General features: G+C 34.4%; 17 protein-coding genes. 7 read left to right on the top strand and 10 right to left on the bottom strand.

The annotated features are described in order from the left end of the window. Nucleotides 1-80 precede the first annotated feature (80 nt). A complete protein-coding gene (gene purT / locus DVK85_RS08100) occupies nucleotides 81-1247 on the top strand; it encodes a formate-dependent phosphoribosylglycinamide formyltransferase (protein WP_114677960.1) in 1167 nt (388 codons plus the stop codon). Nucleotides 1248-1357: 110 nt separating this feature from the next. On the opposite strand, the gene DVK85_RS08095 is transcribed toward purT, so the two are convergent. Then, nucleotides 1358-3631, bottom strand: coding sequence for a CotH kinase family protein (locus DVK85_RS08095; protein ID WP_114677959.1), 2274 nt, complete (start codon nucleotides 3629-3631; stop codon nucleotides 1358-1360). 196 nt (nucleotides 3632-3827) lie between these two features. Here DVK85_RS08095 and DVK85_RS08090 point away from each other — a divergent pair, with 196 nt between their 5' ends. Continuing rightward, nucleotides 3828-4250 carry a nuclear transport factor 2 family protein gene (locus DVK85_RS08090; RefSeq protein ID WP_114677958.1) on the top strand — a complete coding sequence of 141 codons (423 nt, stop codon included), beginning with the start codon at nucleotides 3828-3830 and terminating at the stop codon, nucleotides 4248-4250. Nucleotides 4251-4304: 54 nt separating this feature from the next. Continuing rightward, nucleotides 4305-4976: a YiiX/YebB-like N1pC/P60 family cysteine hydrolase gene (locus tag DVK85_RS08085; RefSeq protein ID WP_114677957.1), complete on the top strand. Its 672-nt coding sequence runs from the start codon at nucleotides 4305-4307 to the stop codon at nucleotides 4974-4976. 48 nt (nucleotides 4977-5024) lie between these two features. On the opposite strand, the gene DVK85_RS08080 is transcribed toward DVK85_RS08085, so the two are convergent. Further along, complete coding sequence (locus DVK85_RS08080) at nucleotides 5025-6656, bottom strand: hypothetical protein (protein WP_114677956.1); 1632 nt, start codon at nucleotides 6654-6656, stop codon at nucleotides 5025-5027. A gap of 118 nt (nucleotides 6657-6774) precedes the next feature. On the opposite strand from DVK85_RS08080, the gene fabD reads away from it, so the two are divergent. Continuing rightward, nucleotides 6775-7653, top strand: a complete 879-nt coding sequence (gene fabD, locus DVK85_RS08075; protein WP_114677955.1) for an ACP S-malonyltransferase — start codon at nucleotides 6775-6777, stop codon at nucleotides 7651-7653. A 70-nt stretch (nucleotides 7654-7723) separates the two neighbouring features. Here fabD and galE read toward each other — a convergent pair whose 3' ends face one another. From galE to DVK85_RS08045, 5 genes are all read right to left on the bottom strand, one after another. Beyond that, on the bottom strand, nucleotides 7724-8740 hold the full coding sequence (gene galE / locus DVK85_RS08070) for a UDP-glucose 4-epimerase GalE (protein WP_114677954.1): 1017 nt from the start codon (nucleotides 8738-8740) through the stop codon (nucleotides 7724-7726). 309 nt (nucleotides 8741-9049) lie between these two features. Further along, a complete protein-coding gene (locus DVK85_RS08060; RefSeq protein WP_114677952.1) occupies nucleotides 9050-10183 on the bottom strand; it encodes a DegT/DnrJ/EryC1/StrS family aminotransferase in 1134 nt (377 codons plus the stop codon). 90 nt (nucleotides 10184-10273) lie between these two features. Beyond that, nucleotides 10274-11716 carry a LytTR family DNA-binding domain-containing protein gene (locus DVK85_RS08055; RefSeq protein ID WP_114677951.1) on the bottom strand — a complete coding sequence of 481 codons (1443 nt, stop codon included), beginning with the start codon at nucleotides 11714-11716 and terminating at the stop codon, nucleotides 10274-10276. Next, a complete protein-coding gene (locus DVK85_RS08050; RefSeq protein ID WP_114677950.1) occupies nucleotides 11717-12289 on the bottom strand; it encodes a hypothetical protein in 573 nt (190 codons plus the stop codon). It abuts the gene before it with no gap. A gap of 48 nt (nucleotides 12290-12337) precedes the next feature. Next, the gene (locus DVK85_RS08045; RefSeq protein ID WP_114677949.1) at nucleotides 12338-13453 is read right to left on the bottom strand and encodes a hypothetical protein; all 1116 of its coding nucleotides are present in this window, start codon (nucleotides 13451-13453) and stop codon (nucleotides 12338-12340) included. A 215-nt stretch (nucleotides 13454-13668) separates the two neighbouring features. Between DVK85_RS08045 and DVK85_RS08040 the strand changes: the two genes are divergently transcribed. Both DVK85_RS08040 and DVK85_RS08035 read left to right on the top strand, forming a co-directional pair. After that, nucleotides 13669-14898, top strand: a complete 1230-nt coding sequence (locus tag DVK85_RS08040) for a 3-deoxy-D-manno-octulosonic acid transferase (protein ID WP_114677948.1) — start codon at nucleotides 13669-13671, stop codon at nucleotides 14896-14898. Continuing rightward, on the top strand, nucleotides 14898-15344 hold the full coding sequence (locus tag DVK85_RS08035) for a GNAT family N-acetyltransferase (protein ID WP_240339608.1): 447 nt from the start codon (nucleotides 14898-14900) through the stop codon (nucleotides 15342-15344). Before DVK85_RS08040 ends, DVK85_RS08035 begins: the two co-directional genes overlap by 1 nt. Before the next feature lie 107 nt (nucleotides 15345-15451). Here DVK85_RS08035 and DVK85_RS08030 read toward each other — a convergent pair whose 3' ends face one another. The 3 genes from DVK85_RS08030 to DVK85_RS08020 form a co-directional block, all read right to left on the bottom strand. Then, a complete protein-coding gene (locus tag DVK85_RS08030; RefSeq protein ID WP_114677947.1) occupies nucleotides 15452-15886 on the bottom strand; it encodes a carboxymuconolactone decarboxylase family protein in 435 nt (144 codons plus the stop codon). Nucleotides 15887-15968: 82 nt separating this feature from the next. Continuing rightward, nucleotides 15969-16541, bottom strand: coding sequence for a Crp/Fnr family transcriptional regulator (locus DVK85_RS08025; RefSeq protein ID WP_114677946.1), 573 nt, complete (start codon nucleotides 16539-16541; stop codon nucleotides 15969-15971). Between the two features lie 217 nt (nucleotides 16542-16758). Beyond that, nucleotides 16759-17898 (bottom strand): HNH endonuclease, encoded by a 1140-nt coding sequence (locus DVK85_RS08020; protein WP_114677945.1) that lies wholly within the window; start codon nucleotides 17896-17898, stop codon nucleotides 16759-16761. Between the two features lie 123 nt (nucleotides 17899-18021). Here DVK85_RS08020 and DVK85_RS08015 point away from each other — a divergent pair, with 123 nt between their 5' ends. Continuing rightward, nucleotides 18022-20169, top strand: coding sequence for a S46 family peptidase (locus DVK85_RS08015; protein WP_114677944.1), 2148 nt, complete (start codon nucleotides 18022-18024; stop codon nucleotides 20167-20169). The last annotated feature ends 35 nt before the right edge of the window (nucleotides 20170-20204 follow it).

The raw sequence follows: 20204 nt of genomic DNA, 5'->3' as shown, positions 1-20204 counted from the left end.
TTTTTATACCCTTACTACTCTCGAATAAAATCATAACAGCTAAAAACTTTGTATTTTTGCTTCCACACAACAACAACACAATGAACAAAAAGATACTTTTATTAGGCTCGGGCGAACTGGGTAAAGAATTTGTAATTGCTGCACAGCGCATAGGGCAAACCGTTATAGCCGTAGATAGTTATGAAAATGCACCCGCTATGCAGGTAGCACACGGTTTTGAAGTTATTAATATGCTTGACGGAGAAGCTCTGGACGCTATAGTGGCAAAACATCAGCCTGATTTTATTGTTCCTGAAATAGAAGCCATTCGCACTGAACGCTTTTATGACTATGAAAAACAAGGCATAACAGTAGTACCATCGGCTAAGGCAGCCAACTTTACTATGAATCGTAAAGCAATACGCGACCTTGCTGCTAAAGATTTAGGCTTGCGTACAGCTAACTACCGCTACGCAACCTCAGCACAAGAGCTACAAGATGCTGTAGCAACAGTAGGGATGCCATGTGTGGTAAAACCACTAATGTCATCGTCTGGCAAAGGACAATCTACCATTAAGATTGAAGCTGATATTGAAAAAGCATGGAACTATGCTGTAGAGGGTTCGCGTGGTGATGTGGTAGAAGTAATTGTAGAAGCTTTTGTAAACTTCCACTCAGAAATCACACTACTTACCGTTACCCAAAACAACAACCCTACGCTTTTTTGCGCTCCTATTGGACACAGGCAAGAACGTGGAGATTATCAAGAAAGTTGGCAACCTGCAAGAGTATCTGATACAGATATGAAGGAAGCACAAGACATGGCTCGTAAAGTAACCGAAGCCCTTGGTGGTGCAGGTATTTTTGGGGTAGAATTTTTCCTTACAAATGAAGGTGTCTATTTCTCTGAATTATCACCAAGACCACATGATACGGGTATGGTAACGCTTGCCGGTACACAAAATTTTAATGAATTTGAGTTGCACTTACGTGCCATATTGAGCTTACCTATAGCCGAAATTACATTAGAAAAAGTAGGTGCAAGTGCTGTAATAGCAGCATCAGAAAACAGTAACAACCCAAGTTATACAGGTTTTGAAGTCATTGCTGCATTACCTAAAACAGATTTCAGGATATTTGGAAAACCAACATCGCGACCCTACCGACGTATGGGAGTAGCTTTAACTCATGATAGCTTAAACACCCCTATAGAAACCATAGTAGAGAAAGCAAAAAAAGCTGCTGCATTAGTTAAAGTAATAAGCTAATTATTATATTATAAAACCCCAAAAGTATTTACCTTTTGGGGTTTTTATTTAAGAAAGTCAACTTACCGTTTCGATTAACGAAGTAAGTAATCTAATCTTTTAATTATTGACTATTTTTTAATTACCTTAAGACTAGTAGTATTATTTATTTTTATCAAATATATTCCGTTTGAAAAACCTGATAAATCTACCTTAATTGTATTTTGGTTTGAATAATTATTTTGAAACAAGACTTGTCCTTGCATAGTAACTATTTGAACACTTTCTATTAAAAACTTATCGTTAGACACATTAAGTAAACCTGTGGTTGGGTTAGGGTATATTTTTAATTCTGAATTAAAACCATCAAATTGCCCCACACTTAACACCTCTTCATTATTAGCATTAAATGTTGGCGATTGTATGACAAAATCTCCTGTTCCGTTAGGAACTCTAGCATACCCCATATCAGTTGTTTGTTCTCCAAAAGTAACCGAATCTACAATAGTTCCATCAGGGTAAGATAAAACACAGTTTTCTCCCCCTGCAGAGAATTTAAAATCAGCATGTAAACCTTCATCATCTAGATCTTCATCAGCCCAAACAATTAAATAAGAATAAGGTTCAATTGTTGTTCCTGTAGGAAATTGCCATTTCAATAAATTTGTTTCCGAATCAGTTGCATACAAATTGTCTAGACTTAAAGTATTTGCTGTATTGTTATATAATTCAAACCAATCATCATAATCGCCATTATCATCTGCGGCAGTCGTTGAGTTAGATGCCATTATTTCATTTACAACTAGTTCCCCTGCATTAATAGTGGGATATGATGCATTAATACTATAAAATTCATGCTCTGCTCTTTCTGGAGAAAACTTACCTATATTGTCATTTTCGGCGTAGATATAATATTGAAAAGCTGCGTTGCTAACTGTTATAAAAGCACCATATACATTATCTCCAGCAGCACCGTCATCATGCGCCCCGTCATCGTACATTAATACTTTATTAAAAATTTCAAGTGTATTAGAACGATAGCCTAAATATACTACATCAGAATTTGTATTAGTAATTGTTGCAGTTATTGAAACTGTACTACCAACTTGCGGACTAGATTCTGATTCGGTAACATTCGATATACTTGGCTGTGTAGCAGTAAAATCTGACAAGGCTGACAGATAAGTATCTCTACCTCCCATAAGGTTACTTAACCCTGGAGCAGTATTCATGTCTACAGAAACATCTGTTGATAAATTTGTAGTAATATTAGATTGATAATTAAATTTATTAGAATCAGTAGCCACATCAGCACTTATTAAAGCTTGCATTGCTTGTGCGTCTGTTAAATAACTTCCGCTAGAAACTACTTCATTTAAAATAGTTTTATAGTGCGCTAAATATTTTTTCTTATAAGTAGGAACAGCTAATAGTTTTTGTACTAAAGGCCAAGTTGATTCTGTAGAATGTAATAAATGAGATAATTGTTTCTTTTGTGTTGTAGAGTTCAAATTGGTTGTTCCTGTCATACCAAACACTCCAAAACTCATATTTAAATCCCATACTATAGGGTTAAACTGACCATTATCTGATTTATACAGATAGTAATTTTGCTTAAACTGACCTATATAACTATCTATATTTACAATAACATTATCGAAAGCAAGCATCCACAAAGCCCTGTCTACATCTAGAACACTTTCTATCTCTGAAGTATTGGTTGATGTTGTTGTAGACAATATACTTGTTAAATTAATTAAATCATCCCACCCTTCATCAGATTTCATTTCATATGCCGATTCATAACTAGCACTATTAGTACCTAGATATTGTAAAGTAGGTAAATTAGTAGAACTAGGACCAGCTCCACCTGGGGGGCTACAACTAAAAAAAGCATTTGTTTTAGAACCAAAACGATTATCAACAAATTTTTTAGATATAGATTCTACATTAGTGTAAAGCCCTATGTAACTTCCGTTAACATATACTTTTGCAAAATTTGCTAAAGGAGCATCCATGTAATCTTGTAATATTTTATAAGCCAATGCCTCTCTTACAAATGATGGGTCAAAAATAACATTGCTTAATTTTATATCTGTATACCCCTCATAGTCTTGATCTACATAGGTATCTAGCTCAATATGAAAAGGGTTTTTAACTTGATTAGCATTATAAGAGCTATTCCCTTTATATTTCACTCCAACATTTGTAAATGCTGTGCCGTTAATAGATACAGATTCTGCCGAAATATAATCGTCCGAAGGTTCGGCAGCATCTAACAAAGCATCCCAATTACTTTCGGCAAAAGTAATTTCTATCACCTGTATAGTGTTTAAATCATACAAACCTTGCCCAAACATAATGCATGAGCTTAATAATAACAGTAGTAATGTTATTCTTTTCATTTTATTTCATTTTTAAAGTCTAAATAGTTTAGACGAAAAAAAGATAGTATTCCTGCGCGATTAAAAAATAACATTTAAGAAAACATCTAATAATATAGGAAAAAAGCTATACATTTGGTTAAAATTATTTACAGCAAGTATTTGTTTGTTTATAAAAAATACTATTTTTACCCCAAACAGTAACAATTAATTAATTATGAAAAAAAACATTTACAAAAGAAATCCTTTAATGCTATTTGTAGCACTATTATCAATGACTATGCTAGTTTCTTGTTCAGGCAACGGTCCTGAAGGTGTAGCCAAAAAATTTCTAGAACTTACTAATGAAGGCGAGTTTGGTAAAGCAAAAGAGTACTGCGATGATAGTACTGCTGCACTTATAGGCATGGCAGAAAACATGGCTAAAGATAAGGTAGAGGACATGAAAGAACAAAATGTAAAAATTGAAATTCTTTCATCTGAAGTTAATGAAGAAGGTGATAGAGCTACAGTAAAATACAAAAAAATTGAAGAAGGGCAAACAGCCGAAGATACTGCTGAGAAAGAAATCACACTTAAAAAAATAGACGGCGACTGGAAGGTAAGTATCGATAAAGAAAGTATGAAAAAAGAAAACTAATTACAGAGGCAATCTATAAATTAGTACCAACTTATTCTATAAAAGCAATATCAGATGAAAAAACTATTTTTTATTTTGATATTGCTTTTTTGTTTGCTTGCTGGTAGTTATAAACTGTTTTTCTATTTTGATCATCAATCTGAGGTTAGAGGACAAACAAAAAATAAGACTGTAACACGCCTCAATAAAGACGAACTCAAACTTATTAAAGAAGGAGACTTTATATTGCGAAAAGGTTTTGGATTTTTTAGTGACTACATTTCTAAAAACTTAAATGATGGCGATATTGATGTTACTCATGCAGGCATTATTATAAAACAAAACGATTCGCTATTTGTAATACACTCTCTTTCATCTGATGTGAGCGATATCGACGGAGTACAAAAACAACCCTTAAGTGACTTTCTTCTATATTCTGCTCCACATAAAATAATAGTGACACGTATAAAAAGTACAGATACTATTTGTGGTAAAAATATTGCCAAAAGAGCAAATTATTATTTAGAGCGTAAAGTGCCCTTTGACCATCATGGAGATTATGACGACGAAGAGAAACTTTACTGTACAGAAATGATATGGAAAATATTAGAAAAAGATTTACATATTGTTACTATACCTATAGTACCCAAAGCACGAAAAGATTTCTTCTACTCTATGATGCCAATGTATAATACTGAATATTTCGATATTATTATCAATCAGTATAAAACTGACAATTATAAATAAAAAGCGCAACCATCTAGGTTGCGCTTTTATATTAGTTTTTTATCTTTTTTACTTCTTACTCCCTAGATTAAGATTATCAAACGTTGAAACATTAATTACTTGCTCTGCATCAGTATCAAACGAAATATCTATACTATCTCCTACTTGGGTAATAGGTAACTCATTAGAGAGTTGCGACGACCCTATAAATATTTTTGCCGAACCATCAACTGTAAAATAATAAAAGCTATTACCACTTTTAATATCGCTCTGTATACGTTGCACAACAGTAGTAAGCGTGTTTTTATCACTAATGGCATTAGGATCAATACTATTACCCGTCATGTTATATACGTTTTTAAATGCCATCATAGCTTCGTTCATAGTGTTACCCACTCCTACTATAGTATAATCGGTTATAGCTACCATAGCATACATCTTTACTAGCCCGCCACCATCTTTTAATGTCATTACATAAGTAGGAATGTTATTTATAGTATAAGGCACTGGCATAGATGCATTGTAGCCTTTCTCTTGAACTTTGCCTTCTGCAGATCTTCGTGCAGCATATTCCGTTGCACCACCCTGATGATAATAAGTTGTCTCTTTAGTACGGGTATCTACAAGTACAAATCCTACTGCCGACTCATCTTTACCTACCGATGTAAGCCCCGTATACCAATATGGTCGTCCATTTTCGCCATATACTAGTGTAAGTCCTTCGGTAATTTGTAATTTGTTTTCGTTAGCAAAGTTCCAATATCCATGTACATATTCTCCCCAATCGTTTAATTGATCTTCTATAAAATTTTGTGGTTGTATTCTATCTACCCAATCAGGAGTTTCACTTACACTATACTCTTGTATCGCTCCCGTTTGTGCATCCAGCACTACTACTCCCACAGCATTATTACCGCCAAAGCCTATTTCTTTCTTATATTTAGTTACTACCCAGTACGGGTTACCATCGTCATCAATCTCAAAGGTATAATCTTCAAGACCTGTAGTTGCATAGCCATTAAAGTAAAGATAGCGTTCCATTTGGCTCATAAAAAAAGCTTCACTTTGATATTTAATTTTTAATGGTTTTCCGTTAATCGATTGTACTAACTGCACATCACGCTCATTAGTAGCCGAAACAAGCACATAACCATCTGTACCCTCACTATTATTAAGCCATTTAAAAAAACCAGTATGCAATAGTGGTGCAACCCAGTACAGCTCGTCGCCTACTTTTTGAATTGTAAAATGCCCTAAGGTTGCTTTACTACCCAAAGCAGGGTCAGATCCTAATATTTTTTCTCCCAAAAGATAAGCAAGCCTTTCATCTACCACACGCACTTTGTTTATTGCCAATGGTGCAATGTGATTAGATATTTCTTTACCATCTTTTACCTCACCTATAAGCTCTCTATAGGCTTGGTTATGAAACATAGCCGAACTCGTTATTAGTGGTGCTAAAGTAACATATGCTATAAGCAAAAGCACAACAGACCATAACAGACGGTGTATTCTAGTAAATCTAAAATTAGCTTTATTATTTTTGGTCTCTACACGTGTAGTTAAGAAAATACCCGTAATAATAAGCAATAATAAGGCAAACGGAACCCCTATAAAGCCATAGTTAATAACAGGATGACCGAAATAAAATATTAAAAAAGCTAAAGCAGTAAGAATTATTATAGATAAAGATTTTTTCATGAAACTATTGTTTACTTATAGGTATATAAAAGTACCATATTGTTACAAAAAAGTCTAAAAGTTGTTACTGCTATAAAATTAGTTATTTTTGCTACAGCAAATCAAACTGAAACAAAATATGAAAGCATATGTATTTCCTGGGCAAGGAGCCCAATTTACTGGAATGGGCAAAGAACTATATGAGAAATCTGATGAGGCAAAAGCTTTATTTGAAAAAGCGAATGAAATTCTTGGTTTCCGCATTACCGATATTATGTTTGAAGGTACTGCTGATGAATTAAAAGAGACTAAAGTAACCCAACCTGCAGTATTTTTACACTCTGTAATACTCGCAAAAACATTAGGAGCCGATTTTAAACCTGATATGGTAGCAGGACACTCACTAGGAGAATTTTCTGCATTAGTAGCTGCGGGAGCATTAACTTTTGAAGACGGATTAAACCTAGTTTCTAAAAGAGCAATAGCAATGCAAAAAGCTTGTGAAATAGCACCCTCTACCATGGCGGCCGTTTTAGGACTTGAAGATAAGATAGTAGAAGAAATATGTGAAAGAACAGAAGGGATAGTAGTCGCTGCTAACTATAACTGTCCAGGGCAATTAGTAATCTCTGGCGAAACTCCTGCTGTAGAACGTGCCTGCGAAGCCTTAAAAATAGCTGGTGCAAGAAGAGCGTTACTTTTACCTGTAGGTGGCGCCTTCCACTCGCCAATGATGGAGCCTGCACGCGAAAAACTAGCCGATGCTATAGCGGCAACTACTTTTTCAAAACCAATATGCCCTATATATCAAAATGTAACTGCTACAGCGGTAATCAATCCTGAAGAAATTAAAGAAAACTTAATTGTACAACTTACTGCACCAGTACGCTGGACACAAAGTGTACAAAACATGATTGCCGATGGCGCTACACTATTTACAGAAGCAGGACCAGGTAATGTACTGCAAGGTTTAGTCAAAAAAATAAACAAAGAGGCTCAAACGGCTTCGGCATCGTAACAGACTAAATACCATAAAAAACAAAACCCGCATTTATAATGCGAGTTTTGTTTTTCTATATAAGTATATTTTATTTACCTCTTACCTTTTGTTCCCATTTCCATGCCGAAGCTAATGCTTCTTCAATTGGCAACTCAGCTTTCCAGCCCAGTACATCATTGGCTTTGGTAGTATTGGCATAAGCCTCGGTTATATCACCTTCTCTTCTACCTACAATTTTGTAGTTTAGTTTTTTTCCGCTTACTTTCTCAAAAGCATTAATAACTTCAAGTACCGAGTTTCCTTTACCCGTACCTAAATTAAATGTTTCTACTTTATCAACGTTCTCATTATTCACCAATCTTTTTAAGGCTTTAACGTGTGCTTTAGCAAGATCTACCACATGAATATAATCACGAATACACGTACCGTCAGCCGTTGGGTAATCATCTCCAAAAACAGATAACTGCTCTCTTAACCCTATCGCTGTTTGCGTAATAAATGGTATTAAATTTTGTGGTGTCCCTTTTGGCAGCTCCCCAATCTCGGTAGACTCATGCGAGCCTACAGGATTAAAATAACGTAATAATATTGCATTAATACCTGTTACTTTTGTAGTATCAGTAATAATCTCTTCACCTATTTGTTTAGTATTACCATAAGGCGACATCGCTACTTGTATTGGTGCATCCTCTGTTATAGGCATTTTTTCTGCCTGACCATAAACGGTACAAGAAGAGCTAAAAATAAAATGAGCTTTATCTTTATTTTGCAACTCTTGCAAAAGGTAAACTAATGTTCCTAAGTTGTTTTCATAATAAAGTAAAGGGTTCTGAACACTCTCTCCTACTGCTTTTGATGCCGCAAAATGTATTATACCCGAAACATCATTATGTTTTTTAAAGAATTCCTGAACCGATGCTTTCTCGCGAAGGTCTATCTGTTCAAAATCTGGTTTTTTGCCTGTTATAGCTACTATACCATCTAGCACATCTAAAGATGAATTAGAAAGGTCGTCTATAATTACTACTTCAAAACCTTCATTTTGTAGTTCGACTACAGTGTGCGAGCCTATAAAGCCAAGCCCGCCAGTAACAAGTACTTTCATTAATTGATAGTTTTATTGGTTGGTTTAAGTATAAATTTGTTTAATAAAAATTGTAATAATAATACTGCTGGTATGCCCGTTACCCACAGAAACGTAAATATTGAAAATTGATATCCCCCACAATTTATTCCTTCGTTGCCACTCTCGTTCATCCTTTGTGCTGCTATAAACGGATATACCGCCATTAGAATCACAAAAAAAAGATAAGACAAATTTCTAAATAACTGTTTCCAGTAGTTATTAGAAAATGTCTTTATCAAGAGATTTATAGAAAACTGTAACAATAAAAAAGCAACTAAGTCAAACATACTAAACGCTTAAAAACTCAAGAATAGTATCCGTTATAAACTTTATTTGCTCGTCATCTAGCTCGGTATGCATTGGTAACGATAGCACCTCTTTTACCATTTGATTGGTTACTACAAAATCGTCTTCGTTATATTTAGCATCAGCATACGCTTTTTGGCTGTGTAACGGTATTGGGTAGTATATAGCACACGGAATCCCTTTATCTTGCAAGTGTTTCATTAGTGCGTTTCTATCGGCATTTAATATTCTCAATGTATATTGATGAAATGCATGGCTATCATCAGTTCCCTTTATTAATGGTGTCACAATATCGGCATGCCCTGCAAAAGCAGCACTATATTTATGTGCAGCAGCAAGGCGGGCTTTATTATATTCGTCCAGCAAAGGTAACTTAGTGTTTAACACTGCTGCCTGTACACTATCTAGTCTTGAATTTACACCTACCACATCATGATGATAACGCTCATACATACCATGGTTTACTATACCACGTAGTTTGTAGGCTAGTTCATCGTCATTAGTAAATATTGCTCCACCATCACCATAACAGCCTAAATTTTTAGACGGGAAAAATGAAGTTGAAGCTACATGACCAATACCTCCTGCTTTTTTCTTAGTTCCGTCGGCAAATGTATAACTTGCACCAATAGCTTGTGCATTATCTTCTATTACGTAAAGGTTATGTTCTTCGGCAAGCGCCATAATATCCTCCATATCTGCAACCTGCCCAAACAAGTGTACAGGCACGATAGCTTTGGTTTTTGGTGTTATCACATTGCGTATCGCTTCTACCGAGATATTAAACGTATCTGGCTCTACATCTACTAATACAGGGGTAAGTTGTAGTAAAGCAATAACCTCTACAGTAGCTGCAAATGTAAAATCGGCAGTAATAACCTCATCGCCTGGTTTTAAATCTAACCCCATCATAGCTATCTGTAGTGCATCCGTTCCGTTAGCACATGGTATTACGTGCTTTACACCAAGATATTCTTCAAGATTTTTTTGAAATTTATGAACCTCTGGTCCATTAACATAAGCTGTATTATCTAACACTTCCTGAATAGAAGCATTTACAGTATCTTTTATTTTATCATACTGACCTTTAAGGTCAACCATTTGTAGTTTTTTCATATCCCTAAAACAATTATTGTATAGTATAAAATTGCTACTACAAAAATAGGTAACTAAAGTGGTTGACACCTCATAAAAAACAAATGTTTTTTATAGTTTAAAATTTCTAGAAACGGGTATTTGTTCATTATTGGTTAAGATAATACCCTTAGAACTTGTAGTCTTTATATAATTGGTATTAACAATATAAGACCTATGGCATTTTACAAAATTAGGAGGAAGTTCCTCTAACACTTCCGAAATTTTACCTCTTATAAATTGTTTTTTTCCTTCAAAAGGTATAAAATTAAGGTAATGATCCTCCGATTTTATATACATTAAATCACTAACATGAATTTTTACTTTATTCTTTAAAACTATATGTTCTTCAATTACCAGTTGTTTTACTTTTTCTAATTGTTCAATGGTCTTTATATGCTCTGACTCGATGCCTTTCTTTTCCTGCTCTATTTTTTTACGTTTTACATCTACTTTTTTCCAACGAACAAAAGAGTATAGTGCCAACAGAAACACTAAAAACAATATTACACTATAGGTTACCCTATGCTTATTATAACTCAACAATGCTCTTTCTAAAGCAGTTATTTTCTTGTCTTTCTTTTCTACATCATATTTAACCGTAGTTTCATGCATTTTTACATTTTGAAGTCTATCTTTTATAACTCTATCTAGAGAATCATGCAATCTTTGATACTTTCTTCTTTCTATATCATTATCCAGATAGTCATAGGCTTCTTCTAGTTGACTATAAAGCTTTCGTAAAGCCTTACCTTTGTAATACGGCACTACATCTTTAGCTTTTAAAAAATAAGGTATTGCTTTTTGATAGTTCTCCTCTAAAAAATACGAATTCGCATAGTTATGATAATACCCATAGTTTTCGTAGGCATCATCTATTTCATCAATATATATTTTTGATTCATCAAGGTAGAAGCGGGCTGAGTCACATTGATGCATTGTGTTTTTTAATGAACCAATATTGGAATATAGTTTTGCTTTTATTAAATTATTATCAGCTGTATTAGCATATCTTAACGCTTTTCTAAAAAGGGAATATGCCCTATCTAAATATTTAACATCACCCGTTTCATCATAGGTATAGTAATCATCCTTTGCCAACTCAGCAATAACATAAGCTTTGTGTAATGGAGAATTGATACTATCAGCATAGTGTTGATACTCTTCAAAAAGTGTATTCCCATAATTTCCATAATACTCTTGAGCAGATATTATTTTATGCGCTTCAAGTGCAATTTGTTTTGAAAAGTGTACATTACCCAATGCCTCAAAAGCTTTTTTTGATTGTATAAAATATTCAAAACCAACTTCTTCTTGATTTAGATAAGCATGACATTTACCTAATATATAATAGTTTTTTGCAGCCTCATAAGGTGTAACTAAAGTAATCCTAGCAAGACTATCAATGGTCTTACTAGGATTATCAACCATAGGTTGGGTAATAAAACTATCTACTTGCTGCCCATTACTAATGGCACAGAAAAAGAACAATAGTATTATTTTTATATTAGTCAACTATCTTCTAAATTTTAGCGTTAATACCCCACCATCTTTCGTAAAACGAGGACCTGGTATAATAGGTATAATTGGGTTTATAGGGTTATCAAAAAGCACTTCAAAATCCTGATTTCTGCTGTTCCAATAAATATTGAAAATTGTAAAATCAATATCTTGAACCTCTGTATACTCAAACGTATTTAAATAAGTTTGGAAATACTTCTTCATTGCTACAAATTCATCTTTATCTCCTTCATTCATAATCATTATTCTTACCTCTCCCTCTTCCCAATTAGCAAATTTATCATCTTGAATTGTAGTTTTAATATTCATAGAGATAGAAGCTGGCGTCCCTTGTGTATCACTATCGTTTCCACCATCGCCTTTATGATAACCAAAAACAATTCCTTTGAAACCATTTTGTTCAATAATATAACTATGTCCTGAATACTTAAAAGCTGCATCAGTGACATTTATCACCAAATCAACATCAATACTTTTTTTATCTATGCTTAACATTAAATCTTTAGAACTCCCCCTGTTGAGATACTCTTTTGGATTAACTGTAGTAATCGTTGTCATTTTTTTCATAATTATTTAGTTTTTAAAGATTTAAAATTAGTAAATATTTACTTTGGTTTAATTTAATAATTGTATTCCTACCATAACCTTATCAGATAAAAGACTATCATAGTTAGATATAGATTTTGAAGTTATAGAGATAGTAACCTTACTGTTTAGCATAATACCTACAACTACTTTACCCCAAAAAGCAGGTTTATCAAACACTTTTTGCAGCCCAAAATCATCCCTAAAATTATTCGTGCCACTTATCCACCCATATTCAGCATTTACAAAAAAGCCAAACTTTTTCTGGTCGGTAGTAAGTGCTAAATATGCCGATGCATTGACACCATACTTTACATCAGTTGCTTCTACATCACTACCAACACCTTCAATATCAGAAGAAAATCGACCATTTAAACTTATAATCTCTAAGAAATTAGTACTAGTGTAAGCGTGTACTGGTAATTGGGCATTTAAATAGAAATTACCTCCACCGTTTATTATACGCTGCAATTCATCCTGTTGTTCTTCTTTGGTAATTTCTGAAGAATCTTCTTCTGTAGCTTCATCATCTTTATCAGAGTTTGCATTAATTACCGTACCAAATGCTAAACGAAAAGGACCTAAATAATCACTTAGCAACTCACTTTGTACTGTAGTATTATCAAAAAGTAATGAAACGTTATTCAGGTAATTTGTATGAATATTATCTTCATCATAAAACTCTTGAAAGAAATACATCTTGTTATTTTGATCCCATGAAGGAAACAATCTAATCTTTTTATTTTTCTCTTTTCTTAATTTCGAAATATGAGCTCTTAAAGCAATTAGTCTTGCTCGATTAGCCTTAATTGAGTCTGTTAATATAGTTGCACTTTCTTTACCTACTTCAAATCGCTTCTTTTCGTATGCCGAAATAGAATCCCTATACTTATCAACAGTTAACGTATAGCTGTCAATATAGTAAGAATAATCTGCTATTGTATACCCCTTAGTGTCTTGATTAATCAAGTCTTCATCATTTGATATACTATCATCATTAATTTTTTCAATAAAACTTGCTCCATTTGTTTTCAAATTAAAAGGATTGAGTGCTTTATTACCTTTAAAAGTAGGGTTTACACTTGGTATCTGTCCATAAAAGGCACAATAAACAAGTAATAATAATAGTGTAATTTTTGTTTTCATAATTAGGTAGTTTAATTTTTTGTTGTTTTTGAATTACACTCCAAAATTGCTGTATATCAATATTATAAAAAAATAAATGTCGTGAATTGCATGAAAGATGACGCGAAATGCAGTACTCAATAACCCTTATAATCCAAATAAAGTGTAAAGTGTAGTTTTCATTAAACCGTAAGGCAAAAAAAATTGCTGTATTTTAGCACCTCAATACTATACCTATGTTTTTTCTGTATAATTTACTCACCCATATAGCTGCTCCTATACTAAAGATAGCAGCACTTTTCAGTCCGAAAATGAAACTGTTTGTATCGGGCAGGAAAACAGTTTTTTATACCCTCGCCGAAAAAATTCAGCCTAACGATAAAACCGTGTGGTTTCATGCGGCATCATTAGGCGAATATGAGCAGGGACTACCCGTAATGGAAAAAATAAAGGCAAAACATCCTAACCATAAAATAATTGTGACGTTCTTTTCGCCATCGGGGTATGAGGTACGAAAAAACACCAAAGCTGCCGATGTAGTCGTCTATTTACCGCTCGACACCAAAGCCAAAGCAAAAAAGTTTATGGACTTGACACACCCTGAACTGGTATTCTTTATTAAATATGAGTTTTGGCCTAACTACCTCAACGAAATAAAAAAACGTAATATTGAAGCCTACCTTATCAGCGGACTGTTTCGTGAAAAGCAAGTTTTCTTTAAATGGTATGGCGGATTTTACCGTGAAGCATTACAAGCCTTCAACCACTTATTTGTACAATATGACAGCTCTAAAAAGCTACTGCAAAATATAGGCTTTACTAATGTAACCGTAAGTGGCGACACCCGCTATGACCGCGTAAGCGAAATACTGGAACGTGACAACACGCTACCTTTTATCGAAGAATTCATCGACGGGAAAACCACGATAGTGTTTGGGAGTTCGTGGCAAAAAGGCGAAGCTATGTTTGTCGATTTTATAAACAACTCAAAAAACACCAAACTAATAATAGCACCTCATACCATTGGCAACGATCATATTAGCGAATTACAAAACAGCATTACCAAAAAAACAGTACTATTTACCGAAATGGAAGGTAAAAGCTTAGCCGACTATGATGTGTTCATCATTAATATCATTGGTATACTAGGCAAAATATACAGCTATGCCGATGCTGCCTACGTGGGTGGTGGGTTTGGTACAGCGGGACTGCACAATATATTAGAGCCCGCTGCTTTTGGTGTACCTATAATTATAGGACCCAACCACCAAAAATTCCCTGAGGCGGTTGCCTTAGTACAAATGGGTGGTTGTATAGCCGTAAAAGATAAAGCCGAAATGGAAGAAGCACTCAGCTTACTTGCCTATGACGATACTTATCGCACAGAAAAAGGACACATTGCCGGAACGTTTGTAAATATGAATAGAGGGGCTGTTGATACTATAATGAAGAAAATAACAGACTAATGGCTGAATTTAAACCCATAGCACAACAAGACATTGAGGTAGTTACCGGAATGATGCAAGAATTTTACGGTATTGACAATTACCCTATGGATATAGAGAAATCAAAAAGGCTGTTGAAAGAATTTATTGTGAATGATGCACTGGGCAGTGGATGGCTCATAGTCCAAAAAGGGCAACCTGTAGGGTATGTTATACTCACTTTTGTATTTAGTTTCGAGTATGGCGGGCGCATTGCTTTTTTAGATGAGCTGTTTATCGGTTCAGGGGCACGAGGATTTGGGCTGGGTAAAAAAACGCTCGATTTTATTCACAGCGAGACAAAAAAACTGGGGGTTAAAATAATTTACTTAGAAATTGAACCGCACAACGAAACCGCACGCAACCTATACCTTTCTAAAAACTATACTGAACACAACCGTAACTTGATGAAACTGGTAGTGGAATAGTTGGAAAACGTTTAAAAGATTCTTCCTTCGTCAGAATGACAAACTATCTATGTCATTCTGACGAAGGAAGAATTTATAAAAACCATCAACATGTCTTAAAGAAGTACTTATTTAGGCATTATTTTAGTAGTAATGGCAATCCTATTCCAACTATTTATAACAATAATATCCATTAATACTTTTGCAATATATTCTTCTCCTAGCAAGCTAACGGCGTTATTATAAACTTCGTCAGATACTCCGCCGCTAATATTTGTTGCCTCCTCTGTAAGGGCTAAAATAGCTCTTTCTTCTGGTGTAAAAAAAGTAGTATCTCTCCAAGTACTCAAAGTATAAATACGTTGCTCTGTTTCACCATTTTCACGAGCATCTTTAGTGTGCATATCTAAGCAAAAAGCACAACCATTAATTTGTGAAGCCCTTATTTTTATAAGCTCCTTATGTGTTTTTGTAACCCCTGATTTGGCAAAATATCCCTCGAAATCCAATACCGCTTTCCATGCCATTGGATTTACTTCGTGTAATCTAAATCTTGTTTCCATAAAAAATACTTTTGTTATTATTTATAAAGCAAAAGTATCGCACAGTAATGATAAAAAACTTAAACTAGATCAAGAAATAAAACTACTTTTTCTTAGCTCTCAGCCTACTTAAAAACTCAGGTGTCATACCCAAAAATGAAGCTAGCATATACTGTGGTATACGCTTTACAAACTCTGGAAAATCTCTGTTCATTACCCTATACTGTTTTTCTCCTGTATAACTAAAAATATAATGAATACGGGTAAGTTGTGCCGAGTAAGCTCTTTCTAGCACTAGTCTAAAGTAACGTTCTAGCTGTGGTATTTTTACAAACAATTCCTCTTGCACGTCCTTATTAAGCACTACTATCTTAGCGTCTTCTGTGGCTTGCAAGTAAAACCCCGATGGTTTCCCCGCTCTCAAACTCATATAGTCGGTTATCCACCAGTTTTCTATACCAAATTGTATTGTTTGCTCTGCACCCCTACAGGTTATAAGATAAAGCCGAAAACAACCATTGAGAACAAAGTAGTTATCACAGCATACCTCACCTGCTTTTAGCAAGTGTTCTTTCTTTTTTACCTCTTTTATCTCTAATGCAGTAGTAAGCAATGTTACTTCTTCCTCAGTAAGCGTAATATAGTTACGCATATGCGCTATCATTTCAGAAAACATAATACAGGATATTTGTAACGAAAGTAACAATTTCGAAGATAAGAATACTCAAATAATGCTATACACCGTCATTGCGAGTGCAGTGCAACGGAGCGTGGCAGTCTTTGTTAGTCATAAAGTAGAAAGTAGTAAAAGATTCTTCCTGTCGTCAGAATTACAAGCCGTACTAGCATTGCGAGCATAGTGCGACGGAGTAATTCCTCTTAGACTTAAATAACTATTTATTGAAAGACATTAAAAAAGCATTCTTATCCTGTATTTTATTTTCTTTCTTTTTAAAGTCAATTATAAGTCGCTTATAATCCATATTGTCTAATATGTTTACATCTTCCATTATAAAGCTATAACATACCCCTCCATTAAACAAACTCAACCTTACCTTTAAATTATCCCCATATTGATGGAAAAATATATTGTGAGTATCTTCTAACGAATCAATTAGATCATCCTTCCGTTCTATTTCCCCTATTACATGAGTCTCTCCATTTTTCACAAAAGACTTAAACTTATCGAAATTAAAATTAATCGAGTTTGGAAAATAATGTAATAAGCAATTCAATATTATCTTAGCCATTGCTCGTTCAGCTTTCAAAAGATCAAAATTAAACCCTACATATACAATTCCATTATCGTTTACAATTTTGCTATAACTATTAATATTTACTGGTCTAGAGGTGAAAATTAAAAACTTCTTAAGAAACCTAACGGCATCAACCACAGATATAGCTCTGATTATAAGGTTCTTTTCATTATCTAAAAATATGCGAGGTTTTAGATAAGGAGATAGCTCATGACTATCTAAAACATCCAAAATTACAGCCTTATTAATTCTGGAAGAAGATTTTAGAGTTTCAGATGAAATTAGGTTTTCTTTAATTTGAAATTGAACGTATGAGGTACAATCATCATCTTTCTCTGGAAACTTTAAAATCATTTTTAAATTATTCTTTTTCCACTTCTTAACCTTATCAGTTAATTGATAAATATCCTCTTTTAAAGTACCTTCAATATGAAATTTTAACCCTATTTCAATTATTTGAGGTTTTAATTCAATTTTAAAATCATCATATTGATTAACTTCATATACAATTTTATTGAGTTCATCAAAACTTAGTAAAGTCTGAGCTTTAAAATAGTTTCGACTATGCTTTTTCTTTGAAGAAATTCCTGCTACGCTGCGCATTAAATTCGCAATTCCTTTTCTATAAAGTTCACCTTCCAATTTTGAAAAGTCATGATTACATTTCTCACAAACACAGCTCATATAAATATTTTGTCCACCTAAACCATCAGGAAAAACGTGTTCAGTGTTTTTAATATAATTTTCAGAACAGTAAAAACACTTATATTTATTCATTTTTATTTCAATTTAAGATACTAATTTAAGTAAAACTATATCAAATTAAACACATTAAACTACCTGTTTTTACCTCATCTCAAATTTTCCTATCTTGCAGGCTACTTAACTCAACAAACAATGATGAAACTATTACGCTTACTCGTATTACTATTAGCACTACCCGTTGCTGCACAACAGGGCGGTATGTGGATACCTTCCTTACTAAAAGGAATGAACGAAAAAGAAATGAAAAGCCTTGGCATGAAAATGTCGGCTTCAGATATTTATGATGTAAACAACTCTAGCCTAAAAGATGCCGTCCCGCACTTTAACGGAGGTTGTACATCGGAGGTTATATCATCTCAAGGACTATTGCTTACCAACCACCACTGTGGTTATGGCGAAATTCAGGCACACTCTACTATAGACCACGATTACCTTACTGATGGGTTCTGGGCTATGACCATGGAAGAAGAGCTACCTAACCCTGATATGGAGGTTACTTTTATAGTTCGTATAGAAGATGTAACCAACCAAGTGTTAGAAGGTGTACCTGCATTAACCAGCGAAGAAGACAAGCAGAAAAAAATACAAGAAAACATATCTAAACTTAGTAACTCGTTACCTAAAGAGAAGTATCAGGAGAACAAAATCCGTACGTTTTATGAGGGTAACCAGTATATGCTATTTGTAACCGAAACGTATAAAGATGTGCGTTTGGTAGGTGCTCCGCCATCATCAATCGGTAAGTTCGGTTCAGATACCGACAACTGGGTGTGGCCACGCCATACAGGCGATTTTTCGCTATTCCGTATCTATGCTAACAAAGACAACCTGCCTGCTGAATACTCTGAAGACAATGTACCTTATACCCCTAAGCACTTCTTCCCTATCTCATTGGGTGGTGTAAAAGAGGACGATTTTACATTAGTGTTTGGTTACCCTGGGCGTACGCAAGAATATTTACCTGCCGTTGCTGTACAACAAATAGTAGAGGTGCTAAACCCTGCCAAAATAGGAATTAGAGATGCTGCACTAAAAGTAACCGATGGCTTTATGCGTAAAGACAAGCAAATTAAAATACAATATGCTTCTAAATATGCAAGTATTGCCAACTATTGGAAAAAATGGATAGGCGAATCGCAGGGGCTTACAAAAAGTAATGCCGTAGCCGTAAAAAGAGCTTTTGAAAAAGATTTTCTTGCCAAAGCCAAAAAAGCAGGCAAAATGGAAGAGTATGGCAACCTGTTTAACGATTTTGATAAATACTATGCAGAGATAGAGCCATATCAGCTAAGTAGAGATTACTTTATTGAGGTAGCCATCCGTAACACTGAGCTACTTACCATTGGTTACAAACTGTACCAACTAGAGCAAGTATACAACACAAGAGGCGAGCAATCGTTTACTGACAGAAAAAACAACACCATTGCATCGTTAGAAAGCACCTATAAAGATTACAGTAAGCAAGTAGACGAAAAAGTGTTCGAACAGCTTATTGCACTGTATGCCGAGAAATCGCCAGCGCAATTTGTTCCCGAAGAACTAAAAAATAAAGACTATAGCGCATTTACAAAAGAAGTATATACGCAATCGAAAATAACAAGTTACGAAGGGGTTAAAAGCCTACTATCGGGCGACGCAACAACTATTTTAGAGCAACTAAACAACGATAAAGGTTATCAGGTTATAAAAGCCATGATGCAAGCCTATATCGAAAAAGTAGCCCCTAAATATCAAGAAATAAGCCTAAAGATAGATGCACTGCAACGCACCTATATGAAAGGCATACTAGAACTAAGCCCAAAAGATGCCCGTATATTTCCTGATGCAAATAGCACTATGAGAATTACCTATGGACAGGTAAAAGGCTACGAACCAAGAGATGCAGTATATTATGAGCCTGTAACCTATCTTGATGGTGTTATGGAAAAATATGTACCAGGCGATTATGAGTTTGATGTTCCGCAAAAACTTATTGAGCTATATAACAATAAAGATTTTGGCGTTTATGCCGATAAAAACGGAAAAATGCCTGTATGTTTTATAGGTACAAACCATACCACAGGTGGTAACTCGGGTAGTCCTGCTATAGATGCTAAGGGTAACTTAATAGGGCTTAACTTCGACCGTGTTTGGGAAGGCACTATGAGTGATATATATTATGACCCTTCTATTTGTCGTAATATTATGGTAGACATTCGCTACGTATTGTTTGTAATTGACAAATATGCAGGCGATAAACGTCTTATTGATGAGATGAAACTTGTAAATGTTAAAAAAAAGTAAACCCAAAAACAAGACAATAAATCTTTTACGAAATA

Source organism: Flavobacterium arcticum, assembly GCF_003344925.1.
GTDB classification, from domain to species: domain Bacteria; phylum Bacteroidota; class Bacteroidia; order Flavobacteriales; family Flavobacteriaceae; genus Flavobacterium; species Flavobacterium arcticum.
This window is presented reverse-complemented; position numbering and strand designations above follow the sequence as displayed.

Bases quoted from the DNA above. Each gene is read 5' to 3' on its own strand.
- DVK85_RS08030 (WP_114677947.1), bottom strand. From the start codon at position 15,886: ATGGAAACAAGATTTAGATTACACGAAGTAAATCCAATGGCATGGAAA.
- fabD (WP_114677955.1), top strand. From the start codon at position 6,775: ATGAAAGCATATGTATTTCCTGGGCAAGGAGCCCAATTTACTGGAATG.
- DVK85_RS08045 (WP_114677949.1), bottom strand. From the start codon at position 13,453: ATGAAAACAAAAATTACACTATTATTATTACTTGTTTATTGTGCCTTT.
- DVK85_RS08015 (WP_114677944.1), top strand. From the start codon at position 18,022: ATGAAACTATTACGCTTACTCGTATTACTATTAGCACTACCCGTTGCT.
- galE (WP_114677954.1), bottom strand. From the start codon at position 8,740: ATGAAAGTACTTGTTACTGGCGGGCTTGGCTTTATAGGCTCGCACACT.
- DVK85_RS08020 (WP_114677945.1), bottom strand. From the start codon at position 17,898: ATGAATAAATATAAGTGTTTTTACTGTTCTGAAAATTATATTAAAAAC.
- DVK85_RS08090 (WP_114677958.1), top strand. From the start codon at position 3,828: ATGAAAAAAAACATTTACAAAAGAAATCCTTTAATGCTATTTGTAGCA.
- DVK85_RS08050 (WP_114677950.1), bottom strand. From the start codon at position 12,289: ATGAAAAAAATGACAACGATTACTACAGTTAATCCAAAAGAGTATCTC.
- purT (WP_114677960.1), top strand. From the start codon at position 81: ATGAACAAAAAGATACTTTTATTAGGCTCGGGCGAACTGGGTAAAGAA.
- DVK85_RS08080 (WP_114677956.1), bottom strand. From the start codon at position 6,656: ATGAAAAAATCTTTATCTATAATAATTCTTACTGCTTTAGCTTTTTTA.
- DVK85_RS08095 (WP_114677959.1), bottom strand. From the start codon at position 3,631: ATGAAAAGAATAACATTACTACTGTTATTATTAAGCTCATGCATTATG.
- DVK85_RS08025 (WP_114677946.1), bottom strand. From the start codon at position 16,541: ATGTTTTCTGAAATGATAGCGCATATGCGTAACTATATTACGCTTACT.
- DVK85_RS08040 (WP_114677948.1), top strand. From the start codon at position 13,669: ATGTTTTTTCTGTATAATTTACTCACCCATATAGCTGCTCCTATACTA.
- DVK85_RS08035 (WP_240339608.1), top strand. From the start codon at position 14,898: ATGGCTGAATTTAAACCCATAGCACAACAAGACATTGAGGTAGTTACC.
- DVK85_RS08085 (WP_114677957.1), top strand. From the start codon at position 4,305: ATGAAAAAACTATTTTTTATTTTGATATTGCTTTTTTGTTTGCTTGCT.
- DVK85_RS08060 (WP_114677952.1), bottom strand. From the start codon at position 10,183: ATGAAAAAACTACAAATGGTTGACCTTAAAGGTCAGTATGATAAAATA.